24 protein-coding genes are annotated in these 24,990 nt (G+C 71.3%); 22 read left to right on the forward strand and 2 right to left on the reverse strand.

From position 1 onward, the window contains the following. Positions 1 to 308 precede the first annotated feature (308 nt). The 4 genes from ACFRFH_RS17355 (at position 309) to dapF (ending at position 4,498) form a co-directional block, all read left to right on the forward strand. Positions 309 to 908, forward strand: coding sequence for a regulatory protein RecX (locus ACFRFH_RS17355; protein ID WP_382464247.1), 600 nt, complete (start codon positions 309 to 311; stop codon positions 906 to 908). Positions 909 to 972: 64 nt separating this feature from the next. Beyond that, positions 973 to 2,637: a tRNA (N6-isopentenyl adenosine(37)-C2)-methylthiotransferase MiaB gene (miaB, locus tag ACFRFH_RS17360; protein WP_382464248.1), complete on the forward strand. Its 1,665-nt coding sequence runs from the start codon at positions 973 to 975 to the stop codon at positions 2,635 to 2,637. Then, positions 2,634 to 3,581: a tRNA (adenosine(37)-N6)-dimethylallyltransferase MiaA gene (gene miaA, locus ACFRFH_RS17365; RefSeq protein ID WP_382464403.1), complete on the forward strand. Its 948-nt coding sequence runs from the start codon at positions 2,634 to 2,636 to the stop codon at positions 3,579 to 3,581. Before miaB ends, miaA begins: the two co-directional genes overlap by 4 nt. A gap of 38 nt (positions 3,582 to 3,619) precedes the next feature. Beyond that, the gene (gene dapF / locus ACFRFH_RS17370) at positions 3,620 to 4,498 is read left to right on the forward strand and encodes a diaminopimelate epimerase (protein WP_382464249.1); all 879 of its coding nucleotides are present in this window, start codon (positions 3,620 to 3,622) and stop codon (positions 4,496 to 4,498) included. Positions 4,499 to 4,502: 4 nt separating this feature from the next. Here dapF and ACFRFH_RS17375 read toward each other — a convergent pair whose 3' ends face one another. Continuing rightward, the gene (locus tag ACFRFH_RS17375; protein ID WP_382464250.1) at positions 4,503 to 5,120 is read right to left on the reverse strand and encodes a class I SAM-dependent methyltransferase; all 618 of its coding nucleotides are present in this window, start codon (positions 5,118 to 5,120) and stop codon (positions 4,503 to 4,505) included. 88 nt (positions 5,121 to 5,208) lie between these two features. Between ACFRFH_RS17375 and hflX the strand changes: the two genes are divergently transcribed. The 4 genes from hflX to ACFRFH_RS17395 all read left to right on the forward strand — a co-directional run bounded on the left by hflX (position 5,209) and on the right by ACFRFH_RS17395 (position 10,751). Then, a complete protein-coding gene (gene hflX / locus ACFRFH_RS17380) occupies positions 5,209 to 6,768 on the forward strand; it encodes a GTPase HflX (RefSeq protein ID WP_382464251.1) in 1,560 nt (519 codons plus the stop codon). A gap of 227 nt (positions 6,769 to 6,995) precedes the next feature. Further along, on the forward strand, positions 6,996 to 7,964 hold the full coding sequence (locus tag ACFRFH_RS17385; protein WP_382464252.1) for a methylenetetrahydrofolate reductase: 969 nt from the start codon (positions 6,996 to 6,998) through the stop codon (positions 7,962 to 7,964). Beyond that, positions 7,961 to 10,312, forward strand: a complete 2,352-nt coding sequence (metE, locus tag ACFRFH_RS17390; RefSeq protein ID WP_382464253.1) for a 5-methyltetrahydropteroyltriglutamate--homocysteine S-methyltransferase — start codon at positions 7,961 to 7,963, stop codon at positions 10,310 to 10,312. The genes ACFRFH_RS17385 and metE overlap by 4 nt, the downstream gene beginning before the upstream one ends. Positions 10,313 to 10,400: 88 nt before the next feature. After that, positions 10,401 to 10,751 carry a metallopeptidase family protein gene (locus tag ACFRFH_RS17395; protein WP_382464254.1) on the forward strand — a complete coding sequence of 117 codons (351 nt, stop codon included), beginning with the start codon at positions 10,401 to 10,403 and terminating at the stop codon, positions 10,749 to 10,751. A 71-nt stretch (positions 10,752 to 10,822) separates the two neighbouring features. Here ACFRFH_RS17395 and lexA read toward each other — a convergent pair whose 3' ends face one another. After that, positions 10,823 to 11,491: a transcriptional repressor LexA gene (gene lexA, locus ACFRFH_RS17400; protein ID WP_382464255.1), complete on the reverse strand. Its 669-nt coding sequence runs from the start codon at positions 11,489 to 11,491 to the stop codon at positions 10,823 to 10,825. 265 nt (positions 11,492 to 11,756) lie between these two features. Here lexA and ACFRFH_RS17405 point away from each other — a divergent pair, with 265 nt between their 5' ends. From ACFRFH_RS17405 to ACFRFH_RS17470, 14 genes are all read left to right on the forward strand, one after another. Beyond that, positions 11,757 to 12,110, forward strand: a complete 354-nt coding sequence (locus ACFRFH_RS17405; protein ID WP_382464256.1) for a LysM peptidoglycan-binding domain-containing protein — start codon at positions 11,757 to 11,759, stop codon at positions 12,108 to 12,110. Positions 12,111 to 12,606: 496 nt separating this feature from the next. Then, entirely contained in the window at positions 12,607 to 13,746 is a 1,140-nt protein-coding gene (locus tag ACFRFH_RS17410) for a histidinol-phosphate transaminase (protein ID WP_382464257.1), read from the forward strand. Next, the gene (hisB, locus tag ACFRFH_RS17415) at positions 13,743 to 14,345 is read left to right on the forward strand and encodes an imidazoleglycerol-phosphate dehydratase HisB (protein WP_382464258.1); all 603 of its coding nucleotides are present in this window, start codon (positions 13,743 to 13,745) and stop codon (positions 14,343 to 14,345) included. Before ACFRFH_RS17410 ends, hisB begins: the two co-directional genes overlap by 4 nt. Next, positions 14,342 to 14,974 carry an imidazole glycerol phosphate synthase subunit HisH gene (gene hisH, locus ACFRFH_RS17420; RefSeq protein ID WP_382464259.1) on the forward strand — a complete coding sequence of 211 codons (633 nt, stop codon included), beginning with the start codon at positions 14,342 to 14,344 and terminating at the stop codon, positions 14,972 to 14,974. The genes hisB and hisH overlap by 4 nt, the downstream gene beginning before the upstream one ends. A gap of 59 nt (positions 14,975 to 15,033) precedes the next feature. Next, positions 15,034 to 15,780, forward strand: coding sequence for a bifunctional 1-(5-phosphoribosyl)-5-((5-phosphoribosylamino)methylideneamino)imidazole-4-carboxamide isomerase/phosphoribosylanthranilate isomerase PriA (gene priA, locus ACFRFH_RS17425; protein ID WP_382464260.1), 747 nt, complete (start codon positions 15,034 to 15,036; stop codon positions 15,778 to 15,780). After that, positions 15,764 to 16,642: an SseB family protein gene (locus tag ACFRFH_RS17430; protein WP_382464261.1), complete on the forward strand. Its 879-nt coding sequence runs from the start codon at positions 15,764 to 15,766 to the stop codon at positions 16,640 to 16,642. Before priA ends, ACFRFH_RS17430 begins: the two co-directional genes overlap by 17 nt. 96 nt (positions 16,643 to 16,738) lie before the next feature. Further along, entirely contained in the window at positions 16,739 to 16,954 is a 216-nt protein-coding gene (locus tag ACFRFH_RS17435; protein WP_382464262.1) for an SCO4848 family membrane protein, read from the forward strand. A 21-nt stretch (positions 16,955 to 16,975) separates the two neighbouring features. Next, positions 16,976 to 17,539: an HhH-GPD-type base excision DNA repair protein gene (locus tag ACFRFH_RS17440; RefSeq protein ID WP_382464263.1), complete on the forward strand. Its 564-nt coding sequence runs from the start codon at positions 16,976 to 16,978 to the stop codon at positions 17,537 to 17,539. Positions 17,540 to 17,585: 46 nt separating this feature from the next. Beyond that, positions 17,586 to 21,095 (forward strand): TM0106 family RecB-like putative nuclease, encoded by a 3,510-nt coding sequence (locus ACFRFH_RS17445; protein WP_382464264.1) that lies wholly within the window; start codon positions 17,586 to 17,588, stop codon positions 21,093 to 21,095. A 16-nt stretch (positions 21,096 to 21,111) separates the two neighbouring features. Then, positions 21,112 to 21,525: a helix-turn-helix transcriptional regulator gene (locus ACFRFH_RS17450; protein ID WP_370054041.1), complete on the forward strand. Its 414-nt coding sequence runs from the start codon at positions 21,112 to 21,114 to the stop codon at positions 21,523 to 21,525. Between the two features lie 70 nt (positions 21,526 to 21,595). Continuing rightward, positions 21,596 to 22,015 (forward strand): VOC family protein, encoded by a 420-nt coding sequence (locus tag ACFRFH_RS17455; protein ID WP_345834641.1) that lies wholly within the window; start codon positions 21,596 to 21,598, stop codon positions 22,013 to 22,015. A gap of 245 nt (positions 22,016 to 22,260) precedes the next feature. Then, positions 22,261 to 23,220: a MetQ/NlpA family ABC transporter substrate-binding protein gene (locus ACFRFH_RS17460; protein ID WP_382464265.1), complete on the forward strand. Its 960-nt coding sequence runs from the start codon at positions 22,261 to 22,263 to the stop codon at positions 23,218 to 23,220. Positions 23,221 to 23,222: 2 nt separating this feature from the next. After that, positions 23,223 to 24,248: a methionine ABC transporter ATP-binding protein gene (locus ACFRFH_RS17465; RefSeq protein ID WP_382464266.1), complete on the forward strand. Its 1,026-nt coding sequence runs from the start codon at positions 23,223 to 23,225 to the stop codon at positions 24,246 to 24,248. Further along, the gene (locus ACFRFH_RS17470) at positions 24,245 to 24,904 is read left to right on the forward strand and encodes a methionine ABC transporter permease (protein WP_382464267.1); all 660 of its coding nucleotides are present in this window, start codon (positions 24,245 to 24,247) and stop codon (positions 24,902 to 24,904) included. The genes ACFRFH_RS17465 and ACFRFH_RS17470 overlap by 4 nt, the downstream gene beginning before the upstream one ends. The last annotated feature ends 86 nt before the right edge of the window (positions 24,905 to 24,990 follow it).

The raw sequence follows: 24,990 nt of genomic DNA on the forward strand, positions 1-24,990 counted from the left end.
GAGAGCGAGCAGCACTGACGCCAGCGGGAGAAGAATGAGGAGGGGCCGTTGTGGTCGTGAGATTTCCTTCCGAATCGTCGGGTGCGGAGGCCGAGGGGTCTGAGCATGTGGCTCCGGTGACGCCGTTGCGTCGTGCGCCGGGGTCGGGGTCGGCGAAGCGGGAGCGGCTTGCTGAGCCGGGGGTCGCGCGGCCGGTGCGGCCGGTCGCGGAGCTTCCGGGGGCACAGCTCCCGGGGACGCAGGAGTCGCGGGACGCGGGCTCGGGCGACGACTCTGAGCGGTGGAACAATACGTGGGCTGCTGAGCCTGTGCAGCGTTCCGGGGCGGTTCGTTCCGGCGCGGTCGGTGCGACCCCGGTGCCGGAAGCCGGCTCGGAATCCGGCGCCGGAGCGGCCTCCGCGGACGACGAGGAGACCGAGCGGCTGACGCGCAAGGCGTCGGGGCTCACCATCCGCCAGCTCGCGCGGCGGGGGATGTCGCGGTGGGAGCTGGAGCAGTTGCTCACCAAGCGGGAGATCGCTCCGGAGGTGTTCGCTCCCGAGCTCGACCGGCTCCAGGCGATGGGCGTGATCGACGACGCGTCCCTCGCGGCGACGCTGGCCTTCACGCAGCACAGCAGGAAGGGGCTCGGGCGCTCGGCGATCGAGCTCGACCTGAAGCGGCGGCACATCGCTCCCGAACTGATCGAGGAGGCGCTGGCCGACATCGCGGACGAGGACGAAGTGGAGCGGGCGACCGAGCTGGCGGTCAAGCGGATCGGTCAGCTGTCGTCGTACGACGACGAGACCACTCGGCGGCGGCTGCACGCGTTCCTCGCGCGCAAGGGGTACGACTCCTCGGTGGTGCGGCAGGCGATGGACGCGGCGTTCGCCACGCGTGGGCGTCGCGGTGGAGTGCGGTTCCAGTAGGCGCGAACGGGGGCCGGGCGGTCGTTCGATTCCGGTCCCGGTCGAACGTAGAATCGTACGCATCATGAGCACCATCGAGTCGATCAGCGCCGAGCCGAGCACCGCCCAGTTGAGGACTGCACAGTCGAGCACCGCCGAGCACTCCCGCGTCTTCGAGCCGTCCCCGGCCGCCCTCACTGAGGACGGGCGTCCGCGGACATACGAGGTGCGCACGTTCGGCTGCCAGATGAACGTGCACGACTCCGAGCGGCTCAGCGGCTCGCTGGAGGCCGCCGGCTACGTCCCGGCCGACGGCGCCGAGGCGGACATCGTCGTGATCAACACCTGCGCGGTCCGCGAGAACGCCGACAACAAGCTCTACGGCAACCTCGGCCACCTCGCCGGCGTGAAGCGCCGGCACGCGGGCATGCAGATCGCCGTCGGCGGCTGCCTCGCCCAGAAGGACAAGAACGTCATCCTCGAGAAGGCGCCCTGGGTCGACGTCGTCTTCGGCACCCACAACATGGGGTCGCTGCCCGGCCTCCTGGAACGTGCGCGCCACAACGACGCCGCCGAGATCGAGATCCTGGAGTCGCTCGAGACGTTCCCGTCCACGCTGCCGACCAAGCGCGACTCGTCCTACTCGGGCTGGGTGTCCATCTCGGTCGGCTGCAACAACACCTGCACCTTCTGCATCGTGCCGTCGCTGCGCGGCAAGGAGAAGGACCGCCGGCCCGGCGACATCCTCGCCGAGATCGGCACGCTGGTCGAGGACGGCGCCATCGAGGTCACGCTGCTCGGCCAGAACGTCAACTCCTACGGCGTCGAGTTCGGCGACCGCCAGGCCTTCAGCAAGCTGCTGCGCGCCGCGGGGGAGATCGACGGCCTCGAGCGCATCCGCTTCACCAGTCCGCACCCGGCCGCGTTCACCGACGACGTCATCGACGCGATGGCCGAGACGCCGAACGTGATGCCCCAGCTCCACATGCCGCTGCAGTCCGGCTCGGACCGCATCCTCAAGTCGATGCGCCGCTCGTACCGGTCGGAGAAGTTCCTCGGCATCCTCGACCGCGTGCGCGCCAAGCTGCCGGACGCGGCGATCAGCACCGACATCATCGTCGGCTTCCCCGGTGAGACCGAGGAGGACTTCCTCGACACGATGCGCGTCGTCGAGCAGGCCCGGTTCGCGTCGGCGTTCACGTTCCAGTACTCGATCCGCCCGGGCACGCCGGCGGGCGAGATGGCCGACCAGGTGCCGAAGGAGGTCGTCCAGGAGCGCTACGAGCGCCTGATCGCCCTCCAGGAGCGCATCTCCCTGGAGGAGAACGAGCGCCTGATCGGGCACGAGGTCGAGCTGCTGGTGGCCAACGGGGAAGGCCGCAAGGACGCAGACACCCACCGCCTGACCGGCCGGGCGCGCGACAGCCGCCTCGTCCACTTCGAGCTGCCTGAGGGGTCCGACGTCCCGCGCCCCGGCGACGTGGTCACCGTGCGGATCACGCAGGCGGCGCCGCACTACCTGATCGCGGACAGCACAGACGGTGCGCCCCTCGCGATCCGCCGCACCCGTGCGGGCGACGCGTGGGATCGCGCGGAGGCCGAGTCGTGCGCGGTACCGTCCCACGGCGACGGCGCGCAGGCGGCCGGACCGGTGTCGCTCGGCCTGCCGACGCTGCGGCCGCGCGCGCCGCTGACCTCCCCGGGCGTCGGCACCATGCCGATCTACGACCCGTCGGACGGCCAGCGCTGAGCGCGCCCGCCGCGGCTCTGCGCGACTCCGCCATCATTGCGATCGTCGGCGCCACTGGCACCGGCAAGACCGAGCTCTCGCTCGCGCTCGCGGAGGCCCTCCGCGCGAACGGTCGCGCGGCCGAGGTCGTCAACGCGGACGCGATGCAGTTCTACCGGGGCATGGACATCGGCACCGCCAAGCTTCCGCAGGCCGAGTGGCGCGGCGTTCCGCACCACCTGTTCGACGTCCTCGACGTGACCGAGGAGGCGACGGTAGCGCGCTACCAGCCGGAGGCACGGCGGGTCGTCGAGGAGATCCTCGGGCGCGGGGCGACGCCCATCCTCGTGGGCGGGTCCGGGCTGTACGTGTCCAGCGTGATCTTCGACTTCCGGTTCCCCGGCACCGACCCGGAGCTGCGGGCGCGGCTGGAGGCCGAACTGGCGGCGCAGGGGCCCGGGATGCTGTTCCGGCGGCTGGTCGAGGTGGACCCGGAGGCGGCGAAACGCATCGGGTCGTCCAACGGGCGCAGGATCGTCCGCGCACTGGAGGTCGCCGAGCTCACGGGTCAGTCCGTCAGCGGCGCCCTCCCGGACGAGCCGCAGTACTGGCGGCCGACCGTCGTGCTCGGGCTCGCGGCGCCGCGCGACGAGCTCGTCCTCCGGCTGGACGCGCGCGTGGAGCGGATGTGGCGTGACGGCCTCACCGACGAGGTGCGGCGGCTGATCCCGCTCGGCCTGGAGGACGGGGTGACCGCCCGCCGCGCGATCGGGTACGCCCAGGCGCTCGCGGAGGTGAAGGGCGAGCTGACCCGTGCCGAGGCCATCGCGGCCACGCAGCAGCTCACCCGGCGGTACGCGCGCCGGCAGGTGAGCTGGTTCAAGCGCTACGCCGGCATCCACTGGCTCGGCTACGATGACGCGGACCTGACGGCCACCGCCCTGGACGCGCTCGGCACTCGCTGAGCAGACGACCGAGAGCCGGCGGCCGATAGGCTGGTGCGATGGCGACGCTCCACTTCACCAAGGGTCAGGGGACCGGTAACGACTTCGTGCTCTATTCCGACCCGGACGGACGTCAGCCGCTCACGCCGGAGCAGATCGCCGCGATCTGCGACCGGCACTTCGGGATCGGCGCCGACGGCGTGATCCGCGCGGTCCGCTCCACGCACCTGCCGGAGGGCGCCGAGGCGCTCGCGGAGGACGACGGCGCCGAGTGGTTCATGGACTACTACAACGCCGACGGCTCGGTCGCCGAGATGTGCGGCAACGGCATCCGCGTGTACGTGCGCTACCTGCTGGCGTCCGGGCTCGCCGAACTCGCCGACGGCGACACCCTCCCGATCGGCACCCGCTCCGGCGTGCGCGACGTGCAGCGCAACCTCACCGGGTTCCAGGTCGACCTCGGCCGGTGGCGCCTCGACGGCGGGGAGCCGCTGGTGCGCGCCAAGGAGCTGCCGGTCGCGCGTCCGGGCCTCGGCATCGACATGGGCAACCCGCACGTCGTCGTCGCGGTCGCGGACGAGTCCGAGCTGGAGGCCGCCGACCTCAGCTACATCCCGCGCATCGAGCCGGAGCCCGCGGACGGCGCGAACGTCGAGTTCGTCGTTCCGCACGACCCGCTGGTGCGCGACGGCATCGGCCGCATCCGGATGCGCGTGCACGAGCGGGGGAGCGGCGAGACCCTCTCCTGCGGCACGGGCGCGGCCGCGGCGGCACTGGCGGTGCGGCACTGGGCCGGCTCCGGCGCACCCGACCAGTGGCGCGTGGAGGTGCCGGGCGGCACGGTCGGCGTGCGGATGTTCCCGACCGAGGACGGCGAGCACGTCGCGCTCTCCGGCCCGGCCGAGCTGGTCTACACCGGCACCCTCGAACTCGCCTGAGGCTTCAGGAGGCGGCGGGCTTGCGGGTGCGGAGGACGCGGTAGCCCTTCGAGATCGCGGCGCGCGTCGTCGTCAGCTCGGGCATCGTCGCCTGGATCCAGCGCTGCAGGGAGTCGCTGCCGAGGTTGCGCTGCACGACCAGCCACGCGTCCGAGCCCGGCTCCAGCCGCGGCAGCCAGCGCTGCAGGATGTCGTGCAGCTCGTTCTTGCCGACGCGGATGGGCGGATTGGACCAGATCGTGGTGAATTCCAGCGACGCGGGAACATCATCCGGCGTCACGGGGTTAACATTCGTAAGACCGAGCTTCTGCGCATTCCGGCGCACCACGTCCAGTGCTCGGGTGTTGACGTCGACCGCCCAGACGGTCGCATGAGGGGATTCGAGAGCAAGTGTGAGAGCCAGAGGTCCCCAGCCGCAGCCGAGGTCGAGGAACTGACCGCCGGGCGGCGCGGAGGGGACATGGTCGAGGAGCACTCGCGTACCCATGTCGATGCGCTCGGGGCTGAAGATCCCGTTCGCCGTCACCAGTTCGTACGTCTGGCCCGCCAGGCGTGCGGTGAACGGCCGCAGGTTCAATTCGCTCTCGGGAGCGGGTGAGAAGTAGTGATCTCCGCTGGCCATATAGAGGACCGTACAGGACGCGGACCATCAGACAAACACGGTAAACAGACCGACTAGGGTGTACCCCACCTGGATCAGGGGACAGTGAATGACCGAACGAACAGATTTCGAAGAGCAGACCGCCGAAGAGACGGCAGAGCAGACCGCAGAACACACCGCCGGGCACACCGTCGACGACGTCGTCGCGCGCGTGCTCGCCACCCAGCAGAACCGCGCGACGGTGACGCTGTTCGGCTCCGGAGCCCAGGCGCTCCAGTCCAACGACACCGACGGCGACGGCCACGACGGCGAGCAGTACGAGCGCGAGGAGCGAGCGGCGCTCCGCCGCGTCTCCGGGCTCTCGACCGAGCTCGAGGACGTCACGGAGGTCGAGTACCGGCAGCTGCGGCTGGAGAACGTCGTGCTCATCGGCGTGTACTCGCAGGGCTCGCTGCAAGACGCGGAGAACTCGCTGCGCGAGCTCGCCGCGCTCGCCGAGACCGCGGGCGCCGCGGTGCTCGACGGCCTCCTGCAGCGGCGGCCGCATCCCGACCCCAGCACGTACCTCGGCCGCGGCAAGGCGGAGGAGCTGGCCGGAGTCGTCCGGGCGCTCGGCGCTGACACCGTCATCGCCGACACCGAGCTCGCGCCCAGCCAGCGGCGCGCGCTGGAGGACGTGGTGAAGGTGAAGGTGATCGACCGCACGGCCGTCATCCTCGACATCTTCAGCCAGCACGCAAAGAGCCGCGAGGGCAAGGCGCAGGTCGAGCTCGCGCAGCTCGAGTACCTGCTCCCGCGCCTGCGCGGCTGGGGCGAGTCGATGTCCCGCCAGGCCGGTGGCCAGGTGGGCGGCGCCGGCGCCGGCATGGGCTCGCGCGGACCGGGTGAGACGAAGATCGAGCTCGACCGCCGCCGCATCCACTCGCGGATGGCGAAGCTGCGGAAGCAGATCGCCGGGTTCAAGCCCGCGCGCGAGGCGAAGCGGGCCAACCGCAACCGCAACTCGGTGCCGTCCGTCGCCATCGCCGGGTACACGAACGCGGGCAAGTCCAGCCTCCTGAACCGGGTGACCAAGGCGGGCGTGCTCGTCGAGAACGCCCTGTTCGCGACGCTGGACGCGACCGTGCGCCGCTCGGTGACCGCCGACGGCCGGCTCTACACGCTGGCCGACACGGTCGGCTTCGTGCGCAACCTGCCGCACCAGCTCGTGGAGGCGTTCCGCTCGACGCTGGAGGAGGTCGCCGACTCCGACGTCATCCTGCACGTCGTGGACGGCTCCCACCCCGACCCGGCGTCGCAGCTCGCGACCGTGCGGGACGTGATCGGCGAGGTCGGCGCGCGGGACATCCCGGAGATCGTGGTGTTCAACAAGGCCGACCTCATCCCGGCTGACGACCGGCTCGTGCTGCGCGGCCTGGAGCCGGGCGCGATCTTCGCGTCGGCGCGCACCGGGGAGGGCATCGACGAGGTGCTCGCCGCGATCGCCCGCCTGCTGCCCGACCCGTCCGTCGAGGTGGAGCTGGTCGTCCCGTACGACCGCGGCGACCTCGTGTCGGCGCTGCACGAGCGCGGCCGCGTGCTGTCGACCGAGTATGTGGAGGACGGCACGCGGGTGCGGGCGCGGATCATGCCGGAGTACCAGTCCGTGTTCGAGCCGTTCGCCGTCTAGAGCGGGCGAGCGCACCGGCGTAGGAGGCCGGGCGGACCCACTGTGTCGCCAGATGACACGGCGGGTACCGTCCGGCCTCCGTCGTTGTTACTGTGCCTACACAACCGAAGCGGGCGACCGCCGACGTGGTGCGACAGCCGAGCCCGGCACCCGCCCGCCCCCTCCCATCGACGTCCCGATGTCGACCGGAGGAGGCCGCCTGTGACGCTGATCGACACCGAGGAATCATGGACTGTACCGACGCGCGGTTCTCATTCGAGCTGTATCCGCCGCGCAATGAACGCGCCGCCGCCGCGCTGCCCGCGACGATCGACCGGCTCGCCGCCGCCCACCCCGACTTCATCTCGGTGACCTACGGGGCCAACGGCTCGTCGCGCTCGTCGTCGCTGGAGGTGCTGCGCTACATCCTGGAGCAGACCGACGTCAGCCCGATGGCGCACCTGACCTGTGTCGGGTCGACGCACACCGAGGCGAACCGGATGATCCGGGAGTTCCTGGACGCCGGCATCCGACGCTTCCTGGCGGTGCGCGGCGACCCGCCCGCGGGCCTCGCGCCGGGGGACGACGGCCTGGGCGACATCAAGAGCTCCGGGGAGCTCGTGCAGCTCATCCACCGGGTGCAGGCCGAGCGCGTCCCGTACGACGCGCTCCCCGTGCCGGGGCTGCGGGCGCAGGCCGTGCTCTCGCACCGCGAGCATGTGCAGATCGCGGTCGCGGCGTTCCCGCACGGCCACCCGTCCCGCACCGTGTCGCAGGACATCGACGCCCTGCTCGCCAAACAGGCGGCCGGCGCCAATCTCGGCATCACGCAGCTCTTCTTCCACGCCGAGGACTACCTCTCGTTCGCGCAGCGGGCGAAGGACGCGGGCGTGGCCTTCCCGATCCTCCCCGGCATCATGCCGGTCACCTCGCCCGCGCGGCTCGCCCGGATGCTGGAGCTCAGCGGCGAGGACCTCCCGAGCGACCTCGCCATCCAGCTCGAGGTCGAGCCGGACGAGGAGGGCAGGCGCGAGCTCGGCATCGAGTGGACCGCGCGCCTGGCGCAGCGGCTGCTCGACGGCGGCGCCCCCGGCATCCACCTCTATACGTTCAACCAGCACAGTGCTGTCCTCTCGGTGCTCGAGAGGGTGGGGCTGCTGGACCCGACCACGACGACCACCTCCACCCCCGCGCAGAAAGCAGGCGACCCCGCATGACCGACACCACCACCCGTTCCGCCTTCCCGATGGGCACCATCATCGGCTACCCGCGCATCGGCCGGCGCCGTGAGCTCAAGAAGGCCGTCGAGGCGTTCTGGGCCGGGCAGACCACCGCCGAGGAGCTGGAGGCCACCGCCGCCGCGCTGCGCGCCACCACCCGGGAGCGGCTCGCCGCGCTCGGCCTCGGCCGCGACGACGCCGCGATCCCGGAGAGCTTCAGCTTCTACGACCAGGTGCTCGACGCCGCGGTGACCGTCGGCGCCATCCCGCCCCGGTTCGCCGGGCTCGCCGCGGCGGACGGCTCCGTCGACCTCGCCGGTTACTTCACGATCGCCCGCGGCGAGGGCGACAAGGCGCCGCTGGAGATGACCAAGTGGTTCGACTCCAACTACCACTACCTCGTGCCGGAGCTCGGCCCGGAGACGGCCTTCCGGCTCGCGTCCGACCGCATCGTGCGGGAGTTCGAGGAGGCCCGCGCCGCCGGGTTCGTCACCCGTCCCGTGATCGTCGGCCCCGTCACCTTCCTGCTGCTCAGCAAGCCGAGCGACGAGGCGCCGGAGGGCTTCCGCCCGCTGTCGCGGCTCGGCGACCTCCTGCCGGTCTACCGCGAGCTGCTGGCCCGCCTGGCCGCCGCCGGCGCGCCGTGGGTGCAGCTCGACGAGCCGGCGCTCGTCTCCGAGAGCATCGACGAGCCGCGCACCGAGGTGCTGGAGGCGGTCCGTGCCGCGTACGCCGAGCTGGGCGGAGCGGCCGAGCGCCCCGCGATCTTCGTCGCGGCGCCGTACGGCAGCCTGGATGATGCCCTCCCCGTGCTCGCCGTGTCGCCGGTGGAGGCGATCTCCCTCGACCTGGTGCGCGGTTCCGTACCGACCGGGCTCGACGCCGCCACCCGCACCGCGCTGGCGGGCAAGACCCTCGTCGGCGGGGTGATCGACGGCCACAACATCTGGCGCGGCGACCTGGAGAAGGCCTTCGGGACGCTGACTGAGCTGCTTTCGCTGAGCCCCGACGTGGCGGTGTCGACCTCCACCTCCCTGCAGCACGTCCCGCACGACGTGGACGACGAGCCGGACCTCGACGCGCGCCTGAAGACCTGGCTCGCGTTCGCCGACCAGAAGGTCGGGCAGGTCGCGGTGCTGGCGCGCGGCATCGTGGACGGCCACGAGGCCGTGCAGGACGAGCTCACCGCGGCGACAGCGGCGCTCGCCGACCGTGCCTCCGCCCCGGGCGTGCGCGTCGACGCCGTGCGTTCGCGGGAGGCCGCGCTGACCCGGGCGGACTTCCGTCGCGGCGAGTACGGCGCGCGCGTGGCCGCGCAGGACGAGGCGCTGCACCTGCCGTTCCTGCCGACGACCACGATCGGGTCGTTCCCGCAGACCGCGGACATCCGGCGCTCGCGCGCACAGCTCGTCGCCGGCGTCATCGGCGAGGCGGAGTACCTCGGCCGCATGCGGGCCGAGATCAAGCGCGTCGTCGACCTCCAGGAGGAGATCGGCCTCGACGTCATCGTGCACGGCGAGCCGGAGCGCAACGACATGGTGCAGTACTTCGCCGAGAACCTGGACGGGTTCGCGGTCACCCGCAACGGCTGGGTGCAGTCGTACGGGTCGCGCTGTACGCGCCCGTCGATCCTGTGGGGCGACGTCTCCCGGCCGAAGCCGATCACGGTGGACTGGTCGACCTATACCCAGACGCTGACCGAGAAGCCGGTCAAGGGCATGCTGACCGGGCCGGTCACGATCCTCGCCTGGTCGTTCGTCCGCGACGACCAGCCGCTCGGCGAGACCGCGCGGCAGGTGGCCCTCGCGCTGCGCGACGAGATCGGCGACCTGGAGGCCGCGGGCATCCGCGTCGTGCAGGTGGACGAGCCGGCGCTGCGCGAGTTGCTGCCGCTCAAGAAGGCCGACCAGGGCGCCTACCTGGACTGGTCGGTGGGCTCGTTCCGGCTGGCGACCTCCGGGGTCGCTGACGCGACGCAGATCCACACGCACCTCTGCTACTCGGAGTTCGGCGTGGTCATCGACGCCATCCGCAACCTCGACGCCGACGTGACCAGCATCGAGGCCGCCCGCAGCCGGATGGAGGTCGTCCACGACATCCAGCGCTCCGGCTTCGAGCACGGCATCGGGCCGGGCGTCTACGACATCCACTCGCCGCGCGTGCCGTCGGTCGCCGAGGTGACCGAGCTGCTGGAGACGGCGCTCAGCGCGATCCCGGGTCGTCAGCTCTGGGTGAACCCGGACTGCGGGCTCAAGACCCGCGGGTACGACGAGACGGTGGCGTCGCTGCGCAACATCCTCGCGGCGACGCGCGACGTGCGGGAGCGGGCGGCCGTCACGGCCTGAGTTCTGTTGCCGGCGAGGCCGCGCTGTTCTGTTCCGCTCTGCGCGGACGGGGGAGCGCGGCCTCGGTCGGTTCGGCGATGATGAGCGCATGGTGCGCATCCCGGACGAGGATTTCGAGGCGCTCGTCGACGATGTCTTCGACGGCCTGCCGGACGACATGGTGCGGCCGCTGGAGAACGTGGCGATCATCATCCAGGACCAGCCGCCGGGCGCGCGGCCGCGGCTGTACGGGCTGTACACCGGGCATCCGCTGACGCGGCGCGGGGTCTACGGGTTCGGGGAGCTCCCGGACCGGATCACGCTGTTCCGCAACAACCTCGAGGCGAGCTGCGAGACGGTCGAGCAGCTCCGCGCCCGCGTGCGGATCACCCTCGTGCACGAAATCGGGCACTACTTCGGCCTCGACGACGCCCGCCTCCAGGAGTTGGGTTGGGCCTGACCGCGGTGCGATTCGTGCCGAATGTCGACTCTGGCCGTGGCTAACGCGACATTCGGCACGAATCGCCCGGGTCAGACTGCGCGAAGGACCGCGACGACCTTGCCGAGGATGGTCGAGTAGTCGCCGAGGATCGGCTCGAAGTTCGAGTTGCGGGGGAGCAGCCAGGTGTGGCCGTCACGCTGGCGGAACACCTTGACGGTGGCCTCCTCGTCGAGCATGGCCGCCACGATGTCGCCGTTCTCCGCGGTGTTCTGGGTGCGGACGACCACCCAGTCACCGTCGCAGATGGCGGCGTCGATCATGGACTCGCCGACCACCTTGAGCATGAAGAGCTCGCCGTTGCCCACGAGCTGGCGGGGAAGGGGGAAGACCTCCTCCACCTGCTGCTCGGCGGTGATCGGGACGCCGGCGGCGATGCGGCCGACGAGCGGGACCATCGCGGCGTCACCGACCGGGGTCTGGCTCTCGAAGTCGGGAGTCGCGGACGGGACGTCGATGAGGATCTCCAGCGCGCGCGGCCGGTTCGGGTCGCGGCGCAGGTAGCCGCTCAGCTCCAGCTGGTTGAGCTGGTGGGTGACGGACGAGAGGCTGGAGAGGCCCACGGCGTCGCCGATCTCGCGCATGCTCGGCGGGTAGCCTCGCGAGCTCACGGAACGCTGGATCACGTCGAGGATGGCGAGCTGCTTCTCGCTGAGGTTCTTGCGGCGCCGCGTGCGCGGAGCCTGGTTCTCGTTCGACACGCTCGTCCCTTCGTGACCGTCGCCGTCACCCGGGGGAACCGAATGTCGGTGGTGCCTGGTTGTCTTACGTCCAGACAATCGAAACTGTATCCACAGTACGGCTGCCCGACAAACATGTGTTCGAGTGTGTCTCGAAATACATGCCAGTTTTTTCGGCCGAGCGAGGATTGCGGTCTCGAACATTCGAAGATATATTCGGAACAGAGCTTCGACCGGAGCCTTTGGAGGTCACGACATGAGCGCAGTGGTTATGCACAACGTTGGGATGAACAACGTTGCAGTGGGTGGCGCGCAGGCCGCTGGACGTGTCCGGCTGCGGCTCACGCGGCGCGGACGGGTCGTGCTGACGATGCTCATCGCGCTGCCGATCGTGATCGGGGCGATGGTGTTCGCGCTCAACGGCGGAGGCGCGGCGGCCACGGGGGAGCAGACGCATGTGACCTTCCACTACGCGACGGTGCAGTCGGGGGACTCGCTGTGGTCGGTGGCGTCTCGGATCGCGCCGAACGCGGACCCGCGGGATGTGATCGCGGAGCTGGTGGACCTCAATGGGCTGTCGTCGGCGGTTGTGACGCCGGGGCAGCAGCTGGCGATTCCGACGCAGTACGACGGGAAGTAAGGGGAGCCGGCGCCTCGCCGCCGCCAACACCCCACCCCCCGCTCGAAGGAGAAATGGTGGGAAGTGCCGGGTCGTCTCCTGTGTTACCTCGCCACCGGCGCCCCGCCACCTCGTCGGCGTCGGATGAAGGAGAAATGGCGCCACATGCCCCGGGAACTCCTGCAGGAGGGGTTCGGCAGGAGATTTGGTTGGGTTCTCCTTTCTGCGGAGTGAGCGAGAGTGGCGGGCACGGGATGGTGCGGCTTCGCCGCCAGCGCTGCGTCACCACCACTACCTTGCCGCCAGCACCGCGCCACCACCACCACCACAACCTCGCCATCGCCGTCCGAAGGAGAAATGGCGCGACATGACCGAGGATCTCCTGCGGTTGGGGGTTCGGCAGGAGATTTGGCGGTGTTCTCCTTTCTGCGGGGACGGGCGCGTGGCGGCGGTGTGGCGGGGTGCCGCGGGGCGTCATACGGCGGGAGCGTTCAGCGGCGCTGGTTAGCATTGAGGGGTGACCTCCCTCTCCGATCTTCCGATCCGTGATGACCTGCGCGGTCGCACCCCGTACGGGGCGCCGCAGAAGGTCGTGCCCGTCGCGTTGAATGTGAACGAGAACACGCATCCGGTTCCGGAGGACGTCGCCGCCGATATCGTCGCGCGGGTCGCCGTCGCGGTGACAGGGGTGAACCGCTATCCGGACCGCGAGTTCACGGAGCTGCGGGAAGCGTTCGCGCGCTACCTCGGGCACGGGGTCGGGGCCGAGCAGGTCTGGGCGGCGAACGGGTCCAACGAGGTGCTGCAGCACATCCTTCAGGCGTTCGGCGGCCCGGGGCGCAGCCTCCTCGGGTTCGCTCCCACGTACTCCATGTATCCGCTGCTGGCCTCCGGCACCGGGACGAGCTGGATCGCGGCCGGGCGCGACGCGGACTTCGAGCTGTCGCCGGAGACCGCCGCGGCCGCCGTGCGGGAGAACGATCCGGACATCGTCATCCTCTGCTCACCGAACAACCCGACGGGGACGCCGCTCTCGCTCGAGACGATCGAGGCCGTCTACGCCGCGGCGCGCGGCATCGTGATCGTGGACGAGGCGTACGCCGAGTTCATGCCGGAGGGCGAGCCGTCCGCCATCACGCTGCTGCCCGGGCGTGAGCGGCTGCTCATCTCGCGCACGATGAGCAAGGCCTTCGCGTTCGCGGGGGCGCGCGTCGGGTACCTGGCCGCCGATCCCGCCGTGGTCGATGCCCTGCGGCTGGTGCGGCTGCCGTACCACCTGTCCGCGATCACGCAGGCCGCCGCCCTCGGGGCGCTCGCCCACGCGGACGAGATGCTCGCGATGGTCGGCGAGATCCGCGCACAGCGCGACCGGCTCGTGGTGGAGCTGGCCGAGCTCGGCTACCTCCCGCACCGCAGCGGCAGCAACTTCGTGCTGTTCGGCGGGGTGGACGACCCGCACGCCGTGTTCGAGGGGCTGCTGGAGCGCGGGGTCCTCATCCGCGACGTCGGCATCCCGCACCACCTCCGGGTCACCGCGGGCACCGAGACCGAGACGACCGCGTTCCTGGAGGCGCTGCGCTCCCTCGGGCGCCCGGCCGGTACCAGCGGGGCCGGAGCCGTGGCGGCCGCCGCCCAGTCGGTAAGCTCGCAGTCATGACGAATCGGACCGCCCAGCTTCAGCGCGCGACCAGCGAGTCGAGCATCGAGCTCAGCCTCGACCTCGACGGCACCGGAGCGTCCGACATCCACACGTCGGTCCCGTTCTACGACCACCTGCTGACCGCGTTCGCCAAGCACTCGCTCACCGACCTGACCGTGCGGGCGAGCGGCGACACCGACATCGACGTGCACCACACGGTGGAGGACGTCGCGATCGTCCTCGGCCAGGCCATCAGGAAGGCGCTCGGCGACAAGGCGGGCATCTCCCGCTACGGCGACGCCCTCGTCCCGCTCGACGAGGCGCTCGTGCAGGCGGTGGTCGACATCTCCGGCCGCCCCTACCTGGTGCACGGCGGCGAGCCTGCCGGGTTCGAGTTCCACCTGATCGGCGGCCACTTCACCGGGTCGATGGTGCGGCACGCGTTCGAGGCGATCGCGTTCAACGCCGGGCTGACCGTGCACGTCACGGTGGTCGGCGGCCGCGACCCGCACCACATCGCGGAAGCCGAGTTCAAGGCGTTCGCGCGCGCGTTCCGGCAGGCGAAGGCGCTCGACCCGCTGGTGTCCGGCATCCCGTCGACCAAGGGCGCGCTGTGAGCGCACCGGACGTCGTCGTCTTCGACTACGGGACGGGTAACGTCCACTCGGCGGTCAAGGCGCTGGAGGCCGCGGGGGCGAACGTCGAGCTCACCGGCAACCGGCGGCGCGCGCAGGAGGCCGACGGCCTGTTCGTCCCCGGCGTCGGAGCGTTCGCCGCGGTCGCAGACGCATTGCGCCGCTCGCACGGCGACGAGGTCATCGACCGCAGGCTCGCGGCCGGCCGGCCGGTGATCGGCGTCTGCGTCGGCATGCAGGTGCTGTTCGAGCGCAGCGTCGAGCACGGCACCGAGGCCGAGGGGCTCGGCGAGTGGCCGGGCACAGTCGACCTCCTCCGCGCCGATGTCGTCCCGCACATGGGCTGGAACACGGTCGAGGCGCCGGAGGACTCCGTGCTCTTCGACGGCATCCGCGACGAGCGCTTCTACTTCGTCCACTCGTACGCCGCGCAGGAGTGGACGCTGGAGGCCACCGGGCCGTTCCCGAAGCCGCGGGTGACCTGGGCCGAGCACGGCTCGCGCTTCGTCGCCGCGGTGGAGAACGGGCCGCTCAGCGCGACCCAGTTCCACCCGGAGAAGTCCGGCGAGGCGGGGCTGAGACTGCTGCGCAACTGGATCGGCTCGCTCTAGCGACGATCCCGGCGTCCGCGACGCGGACCCGAACGACCCCGACAGAGGAAACACACGACATGAGCGAACTCACGAACACGCCCAAGCTGGTCCTGCTGCCCGCCGTCGACGTCGCCGACGGCAAGGCCGTGCGGCTGACGCAGGGCGAGGCCGGCAGCGAGACCAGCTACGGCGACCCGGTCGACGCGGCCGCCGAATGGGTGGACGCCGGCGCCGAGTGGATCCATCTGGTCGACCTGGACGCCGCGTTCGGCCGGGGCGACAACCGCGACCTCCTCAAGAAGGTCATCGACCACACCACGGGCGTCAACATCGAGCTCTCCGGCGGCATCCGCGACGACGCGTCGCTGGAGCACGCGCTGGCGATCGGCGCGACCCGGGTCAACCTCGGCACGGCGGCGCTGGAGAACCCCGAGTGGGCGGCGGACGTCATCGGCCGCTACGGCGAGGCGATCGCGGTCGGCCTGGACGTGCGCGGGACGACGCTCGCGGCGCGCGGCTGGACGCGCGACGGCGGCGACCTCTGGGATGTCCTGGCACGGCTGGAGGACGCCGGATGCGCCCGCTACGTCGTGACCGACGTGACCAAGGACGGCACCCTCAAGGGCCCGAACATCGACCTGCTGCGCCAGGTGATGGAGCGCACCGACCGCCCGGTGGTCGCCTCCGGCGGCATCTCCAGCCTCGACGACATCGCCGCGCTGCGCGAGCTGGTGCCGCTGGGCCTGGAGGGCGCGATCGTCGGCAAGGCGCTCTACTCCGGCGCGTTCACCCTGCCCGAGGCGCTGGATGTCGCCGGCGACTGAGCCGGGGGGCGAGGACGAGGGCGAGCGTCGGGAGACGTCGCCCGGTCCGTCCGCCACCGGCGCCGACCGGCTGGCCGGGTTCGCGGCGACGCTCGCCGGCCTCACCGCGTCCGCCGGCGACTCCGCGGGCCAGCCGTGGGAGGGCCGCGAGTTCGACGACAACCCGTTCGGCGACGACGACGGGTCGGCGCCTCCCGAGCTGCTCGGCGCGCTCGCCGCGTTCCGTGCGGGCGAGGTCGGCGCCGAGGCCGTGGTGGACGCCATGCGCGCCGTGCGCGTCCTCATCCCGCTCGTCGCCGAGCTGGGCGAGGAGGGCGAGAGCGACGCCGGACTCACGATCGACAAGACGCAGGAGCTGTCCATCGTCACCGTCGCCGCTCCCGACGGCCGCCGCGTGCTCCCCGTGTTCTCGTCGGTGACGGCGATGCAGGCGTGGAACCCGGAGGCCCGACCGGTCCCGGCGGCCGGCCCGCGCGCCGCGCTCGCCGCCGCCTCCGAGGAGACCGAGCTCGTGGTGCTCGACCCCACCTCCGAGACCGAGTTCGTACTGCGGCGCCCGGCCGTCTGGGCGCTCGCGCAGGGGCAGGCGTGGCTGCCGAGCGACCGCGACCCCGTCGTGCTGGCGGCGTTCCGGGCGTCGATCGGGTCGGAGCTCGGCGTGCTCGACGTGGAGCTGGCGGCGGGCGACCCCGGCTACCGCCTGGCCGGCGACGAGTTGGTGGTGCGGCTCGCGCTCACCGCGGGCCTGACCGCGGAGGAGCTGAACGCCATCCTGTCCCGGCTGGCGCAGCGCTGGGCGGCGGATGACGCGATCGCGACGAGGGTCGACTCGTTGCGGGTGCAGCTCGTCGCAGCCTCCTGACCCGTAGTGCATCCCCTCCCGGAGCGGGAGAGCGCGCTTCCTGGTTGAGCCGATCGCGGAACGGTCAGGAGACCGGTCGCCTACGCTGGAGACACCATGACCGTCTTCGCCGCCGTCGTCCTGCTCCTCAACGCCGTCTTCAACGTGATCGCCTGGCCGCGCTTCTTCGCCCGGGTCCGCTCCGACCAGCGCGCCAGGGATGCCGCGGGCCGCGCGACGACTTTCCTCCGGGTGCACGCGACCCTGCTCGGCATCGCCCTCCTGCTCGCGCTGCTGTCGGCGGTCGCTGGAGTGCTGTTGCTCGTCGCCTGAGCCGGATGGGAGCATGAGTCCATGCCCATCACGATCACCGGCGACGCCGAAGCCGACGCCCTTCTCGACCAGTCCCCGTTCGCCCTGCTCGTCGGGATGATGCTCGACCAGCAGATCGCGATGGAGACCGCGTTCACCGGCCCCGCCAAGCTGCGCGACCGCCTCGGTTCGCTCGACCCGGCCGGGATCGCCGCCCTCGACCCGGACGAGCTGGTCGCGGTGATGAAGCAGACGCCGTCGGTGCACCGCTTCCCCGGCTCGATGGCCGGCCGGCTGCAGTCGCTGTCCGCCGCGATCGTGGAGGACTGGGGCGGCGACACCGCGGCGATCTGGACGCAGGGCGACCCCAGCGGTGCGGAGGTGCTGCGCCGGCTGAAGGCGCTGCCCGGGTTCGGCGACCAGAAGGCGCGGATCTTCCTGGCGCTGCTCGGCAAGCAGAAGGGCCTCCAGGCGCCCGGCTGGCGGGAGGCCGCGGGCGACTACGGCGCGGAGGGCTACCGCTCGGTCGCCGACATCGTCTCCCCGGAGTCGCTCACCAAGGTGCGCGAGCACAAGCGCGCGATGAAGGCCGCCGCCAAGGGCTGACCCGCCAGCAGCCCGGGATGTCGGCGGCGGCCGATAGCGTAGCGGTGTGTTCCTTCTCGACGGTGTGATCGTCACCAGTGCCAGCGATCTGACCGAGGCGTCCAAGTGCGAGTTCGCCTTCCTGCGGACGCTCGACGTCAAGCTGGGCCGGCTGGAGAAGACCGAAGAGGTCGAGGACCCGATGTACGTGCGCTCGTCGCGGCTGGGCGATGAGCAGGAGCACCACATCCTGGAGCGCTACCGCGAGCGGTTCGGCGACGGCGTGGCGGAGATCGCCCGGCCCGAGTCGCTGACCGCCGAGAGCCTGGCGGAGGCCGTGCGCCTCACCGCGGACGCGTTCGCCCGCGGCAGCGAGGTCGTCTTCCAGGCCACCTTCTTCGACGGGTCGTTCGTCGGCTTCGCCGACTTCATCGTGCGGCTGCCGGACGGCCGCTACCGCGTGCAGGACTCCAAGCTCGCCCGCAGCGCCCGGGTCACCGCGCTGCTGCAGCTCGCGGCCTACGCCGAGCAGCTGCGGCGGACGGGCGTGGAGGTCGACGGCACGGTCGAACTGCTGCTGGGCGACGGCTCGATCAGCGAGCACCGGCTGTCCGACATCGAGCCGGTCTACCGCAAGCGCCGCGCGCGGCTGCTCGACATCATCGCCGCGCACGTCGCCGACCCCGGACCGGTGGAGTGGGGCGACCCGCGGTTCACGGTCTGCGGCCGGTGCGACACCTGCGACGCGGAGATCATCGCCGCCCACGACGTCCTGCTGGTCGCGGGGATGCGCGTCACCCAGCGCGAGCGTCTCGCCGCGGCGGGCATCACGACCATCGACGCGCTCGCGGCCTCCACCGGGCCGGTCGAGGGCATCCCCGAGGGCACGCTGTCGGGGCTGCGCGAGCAGGCGAGGCTGCAGCTCGAGGCCGTGGAGGGCGCGCCGCCGCCGGTGCGCGTCTTCAACGCGCCCGTGCTGGCGATCCTGCCGGAGCCCGACGCGGGCGACATCTTCTTCGACTTCGAGGGCGACCCGCTCTACACCGAGGGCGCGGGCGAGCGCTGGAACCTCGACTACCTGTTCGGGCTGGTCGACCAGGACGCGCGGTTCACGGCGTTCTGGGCGCACGACTTCGCCGAGGAGCGCGTGGCGCTGGAGCGCTTCCTGGAGTTCGTCCGCGAACGCCGCGCCGCGTATCCCGGCATGCACATCTACCACTACGCGGCCTACGAGCAGACTCACCTGCTGTCGATTTCCGCCCGGCACGGGGTCGGCGAGGCGGAGGTCGACGGCCTGCTGCGCGACAACGTGATGGTCGACCTCTACCCGCTCGTGCGCAAGTCGGTGCGCGTCGGATCGCGGTCGTACTCCATCAAGAAGCTGGAGCCGCTCTACATGGGCACCGAGCTGCGGCAGAGCGAGGTGACGAACGGCGCGGACTCCATCACCGAGTACGCGAACGCGCGCGACCTGATCGCGCTCGGACGCTTCGACGAGGCCCAGCCGCTGCTCGACGCGCTCGGCGACTACAACCGCTACGACTGCGTGTCCACGCTCCGCCTCCGCGACTGGCTGCTCGCCCGCGCCGCCGAGGCCGGCGTCCCGATCGGCGCCGCGCCGCTGGAGGAGCTGGAGCAGACACCCGAGGAGTCCCCGCTGCGGGCGAGCCTGCTCGGCTTCGCCGGCGACCCGCTCGACCCGCACCGCACGCCCGACCGGGAGGCGGTGGCGCTCGCCGCGGCCGCGATCGACTTCCACCGGCGCGAGCAGAAGAGCTTCTGGCAGAGCCACTTCTCCCGGCTCATCCAGCCGGTGGAGGAGTGGGCCGACACCCGCGACGTGCTGGTGGTGGAGTCCGTAAGCGTGGTGCGCGACTGGTATCTGGACGAGGGCCAGCGTGTCGAGCGGCGGGAGCTGCAGCTGTCGGGCCAGTGGGGCGCGGGCAGCGCGATCCGGGTGAGCGAGAACTCCGGACCGTTCCTGCTCTACGAGTACCCCGGGCCGTTCCGGCTGCTGCGCGCGCAGCCCGGCGCGCGCACGGTGCGCAGCGCCGCCGTCATCGCGGTCGCCGACGACGGCTCGGTGCTGGTGCGCGAGACGCTGCCGGAGGACGTGGAGGCCTACCCGCACCTCCCGATGGCGCTCACCCCGGCGCCGCCGCCCAACACGCGTCCGCTCGCCGAAGCGGTCCGCGAGTGGGGCACGGACCTGCTGGCCGCGCGCCAGCACGACCGCTGGCCGGTGAACGCCACGGTCGACCTGCTCCGGCGCACCCCGCCGCGCACGCGGTCCGGCGTGCTGGCGCCCGAGGGGCCGGAGGACGGGACCGGGCGCATCGCGGCCGTGACCGCGAGCCTGCTCGACCTCGACGCCTCCTACCTGGCGGTGCAAGGACCTCCCGGGACCGGCAAGTCCTACCTGGGAGCCCACGTCATCGCCCGCCTCGTGGCCGCGCACGGCTGGCGCGTCGGGGTGGTGGCGCAGTCGCACGCGGTGGTCGAGAACCTGCTCGACCGCGTCGTGGACACCGGGCTCGACCCCGCCCTCGTCGGCAAAGTACCCAGCGGTGCGGCCGAGGAGCCCCGGTTCACGCCGTTGCGCCGGAACGGGCACCTCGAATTCGCGGCTGAGCGCGAGGGACGCGGCTACGTCGTCGGCGGCACGGCCTGGGACTTCGCCAACGCCGCGCGCATCCCGCGCGGCAGCCTCGACCTGCTCGTGATCGACGAGGCCGGCCAGTTCTCGCTCGCGTCGACCATCGCGGTCGGCGTGTCGGCGCGCAACCTGCTGCTTCTCGGCGACCCGCAGCAGCTCCCGCAGGTGAGCCAGGGCAGCCATCCCGAGCCGGTGGACGGCTCCGCCCTGGGCTGGGTGAGCGCCGGCCACGACGTGCTCCCCGCCGAGCTCGGCTACTTCCTCGCCGAGAGCCGCCGGATGCACCCCGCACTGGCGGAGTCGGTGTCCCGACTGTCGTACGAAGGCCGGCTGCACGCCTACGAGAGCACCCGCGACCGGGAGCTCGGCGGTGTCGAACCCGGCCTGCACCCGATCCCGGTGGAGCACGTCGGCAACGCGACGGCGTCGCCGGAGGAGGCCGCGGCCGTCGTCCGCATCGTGGACGACCTGATCGGCCGCTCCTGGAGCGACCCCGCCGCGGGGGTGGAGGACGCGCCGCTCGGTCAGGACGACGTCATCGTCGTGACCCCGTACAACGCCCAGCTCGCCGAGGTACGCGAGCTGCTCGACGCGGCCGGCTTCCCGCAGCTGCGGGTCGGGACGGTCGACAAGTTCCAGGGCCAGGAGGCCGCCGTCGCGATCGTCAGCCTCGCCGCATCGTCGGCCGCCGACGTGCCGCGCGGGATGTCCTTCCTGCTGATGAAGAATCGGCTCAACGTCGCGATCTCGCGGGCGAAGTGGGCGGCATACCTGATCCACTCGCCGGAGCTGACCGAGTTCCTGCCGACGACACCGGCCGGGGTGGGCGAGCTCAGCGCGTTCATCCGGCTGGTCGAGCCGCGCCAGCAGCAGGTCCCCACCGTCGCCGCGGGTGAAGCCGCTGTTGAGGCGCGGGCCTGAGAGCTACGGTGGAGGCGTGTCCCCGGAGGAACTGGAGGAGCTCGTCATCCTGCGACGAGCGCGCGACAAGATCGATCGCGAGTACGCCGAGCCGCTCGACGTCCCGACGATGGCCGCGTCCGCCTTCATGTCGCCGTCGCACTTCTCGCGCCGGTTCCGGGCCGTCTACGGCGAGACCCCCTACAGCTACCTGATGACCAGGCGGATCGAGCGCGCGATGGCGCTGCTGCGCGAGGGGATGACGGTGACCGAGGCGTGCATGGCGGTCGGCTGTACGTCGCTCGGCTCGTTCAGCTCCAAGTTCGCCGAGGTGGTGGGGGAGTCGCCGACGAGTTACCGCACCCGCGAGCACCGCGCCGTGCTCGCGATGCCCAACTGCATCGCGAAGCAGCGCACGCGGCCGGTGCGCTCGAAGCCGATCCCGGGCTGAGCCGATCCCTGGCCGGGCATCGAGCAGGAATGGAGAAGCGCCGCCGGCGCCGCGTTCCTAAAGTGGCCGTATGACCATTTCGCTTCAGTACTCGCACATCACCGTCACGAACCCCGAGGAGTCTCTCGCGTTCTATCGTGACGCGCTGGGCCTGGACGTCCTCAACGACGTCGAGTCGGGCGGCCACCACTGGATCACCCTCGGTGTCGCCGGGCAGCCGGGCACGGAGATCGTCCTCTCCGACCCGTACGCCGGCCGCTCGCAGTCCGACGGCGACGCCATCCAGGAGCTCGTCGCCAAGGGTGTGCTGACCAACGTCGTCTTCCGCACGGAGGACGACCTCGACGGCGTGTTCGAGCGCGTGCGCGCCAGCGGCGCCGAGGTGCTCCAGGAGCCGAAGGACCAGCCGTGGGGCCCGCGCGACTGCGCGTTCCGCGACCCGTCGGGCAACATGGTGCGCATCCTGGCGTCGGCGGCGCAGCCCGCGTAATCCGCAGGAGTGCGGTGTGCGCCGGAGGTCCCCCAATGGCCTCCGGCGCACACGTACCCCCGATTCTTTCGAAAGCCGCCGCACCCGGCCAGAGTGTTCGCACCTAAGATGCGAAATCTGACGGCGCGGACTCGGGTCGTCATATTTCGGAACGCGTTTTGCCCTCCCGCTCGTGCCTTGGAAGGCTCGATGTGCCGCCAACCGTTCGCCGGCACATCCCACCCCTTCACAAGAGAGGCACAGCCATGCCCGACGCCACCCCGCCCGGACCCGTCCCCGCGCTCCCCGAGAAGCCGAAGCGCTCGAAGACACCGTGGATCGTCGGCATCGCCGTCGTCGCGGTCCTCGCCATCGCGGGCGGCGTCGTCGCCGTCGTGAATGCGAACAGCAGCGGCTCGGCCGACGCCGCGGGCACGACCGTCACGGTCAAGATCGGGACGACCGAGCAGTCCGCGCCGTACTGGCCCGTGCTGGAGAAGGCGGCAGCGAAGGACGGTATCGACGTCCAGGTCGTCGGGTTCAAGGACTACACGCAGGCCAATCCCGCCCTCGCAGACGGGCAGCTCGACCTCAACCTCTTCCAGCACCTGCAGTTCCTGGCGAACTACAACGTGCAGTCGCACCAGGACCTCGTGCCGCTCGCGTCGACGCTCGTCGTCCCGCTCTCGCTGTACTCCAAGAAGTACTCGGCGCTCAAAGAGCTGCCCGCCGGAGCCCAAGTCGCCATCCCGAACGACCCCACCAACCAGGCCCGCGCGCTGCTCGTGCTCCAGCAGGCAGGCCTCCTGAAGCTGAAGAACGGCGGAAACACGCTGTCCACGCCCGCCGACATCGACGCCGCGGCGTCGAAGGTGACGGTCATCCCGGTGGACGCCGCCCAGACCGCCCCCGCGCTCGACTCCGCGGCCGCGGCCGTGATCAACAACACGTTCGTCGGTCCGGCGGGGATCGACCCGAACTCGGCGCTCTTCCACGACGACCCGAAGAGCTCCGCGGCCGAGCCGTACATCAACGCGTTCGTGGCCCGCGCGAAGGACAAGGACAACGCGACCTACCTCAAGGTCGCCGAGCTGTACCACACCAAGGCCGTCCAGGACGCGGTGCTCGAGGACTCGAAGAACACCGCCGTGCTCGTGCAGAAGCCGCAGGCCGACCTGATCTCGATCCTGCACTCGCTCGAGAAGTCCATCAGGGCGGCGAAGTAGGCGTGAGCGCCCTCATCGAGTTCCGCGGCGTCACCAAGAGCTTCCGCTCGGGCGACGCCGCGGTCTCCGCCGTCGAGGACATCGACCTGACCATCGAGCGCGGCGAGATCTTCGGCATCATCGGCTACTCCGGCGCAGGCAAGAGCACGCTGGTGCGGCTCATCAACGCGCTGGAGCACGCGACCTCCGGCTCGGTGGTGGTCGACGGCCGCGACCTCACCGCGTTGCGCGAGCGCGACCTCCGGAGCGTGCGGGCGGGGATCGGGATGATCTTCCAGCAGTTCAACCTGTTCCGCTCGCGCACCGTGTTCGCGAACATCGCGTACCCGCTGAAGGTCGCGGGCTGGCCCGCCGACAAGCGGAGGGAGCGCGTGACCGAGCTGCTCGCTTTCGTCGGCCTGACCGAGAAGGCCTGGGCCTACCCCGACCAGCTCTCGGGAGGCCAGAAGCAGCGCGTCGGGATCGCCCGGGCGCTGGCGACGAACCCGGCCATCCTGCTCGCCGACGAGGCGACCAGCGCGCTCGACCCCGAGACCACCGCCGATGTGCTGGCCCTGCTCAAGCGGGTCAACGCCGAGCTCGGCGTCACCATCGTCGTCATCACGCACGAGATGGAGGTCGTCCGCTCGATCGCCGACCGCGTCGCCGTGCTCGACTCCGGCCGGATCATCGAGCTCGGGACGGTGTTCGACGTGTTCTCGAACCCGCAGACCGCGACCTCGCAGCGCTTCGTCGGCACCGTGCTGCGCAACCAGCCGGGGGAGGCCGACATCGAGCGGCTGCGCGGCAAGCACGCCGGCCGCATCGTCTCGGCGCGCATCCACGACGACGGCCGCCTCGGCGCGGTGCTCTCCGACGCGGTCGGGCGGCACGGCGTGCGGTTCGAGATCGTCTACGGCGGCATCTCCGCGCTGCAGGGCCGGTCGTTCGGGAGCCTCACCCTCGAACTGCTCGGCGAGCCGGAGGCGGTGGACGCGCTGGTCGCGGAGCTGCGCACGGTGACCGAGGTCGAGGAGGTGGCGGCATGACGGACTGGTCGACGCTCTGGCCGGTTTACCTGACCTCCATCGGGCAGACGCTCTGGATGGTCGTGGCGACGCTCGTGCTCGGCGGCGTGCTCGGGCTGGCGCTCGGCGTGCTGCTGTACTCGACGCGGCCCGGCGGCCTGCTGGAGAACCGGGTGCTGTCGGCGGTGCTCAACGTGCTGGTGAACTTCGTCCGACCGATCCCGTTCATCATCTTCATGACGGCGGTGGCGCCGTTGACCCAGGCGGTGCTGGGCACGTTCCTCGGCACGCCCGCGGCGATCTTCCCGATGACGATCGCGGCCACGTTCGCGATCTCCCGCATCGTGGAGCAGAACCTGGTCACGATCGACCCCGGTGTGATCGAGGCGGCGCGCGCGATGGGTTCGAGCCCGTGGCGGATCATCTCCACGCTGCTCATCCCGGAGGCGCTCGGCCCGCTCATCCTGGGCTACACGTTCGTGTTCGTCGCGATCGTGGACCTGTCGGCCGTCGCCGGCAGCCTGGGCGGAGGGGGCCTGGGCGACTTCGCGATCTCGTACGGGTATCAGCGCTACGACTGGGTGGTCACCTGGGTGGCGGTCCTGACGATCGTGGTCCTCGTCCAGCTCGCCCAGTTCCTCGGCAACACCCTCGCCCGCCGAGCCCTCCGCCGCTGAGGCCGCCGAGAACGGGGTAAAAAAAGGCAAAAACGGGGGGGGGTGGCCCCGAATGTACCACAACCGGGCGGGGTGGGGGGCGCCGC

The sequence above is a fragment of the Leifsonia sp. NPDC056824 genome (assembly GCF_042789575.1).
GTDB lineage: Bacteria > Actinomycetota > Actinomycetes > Actinomycetales > Microbacteriaceae > Leifsonia.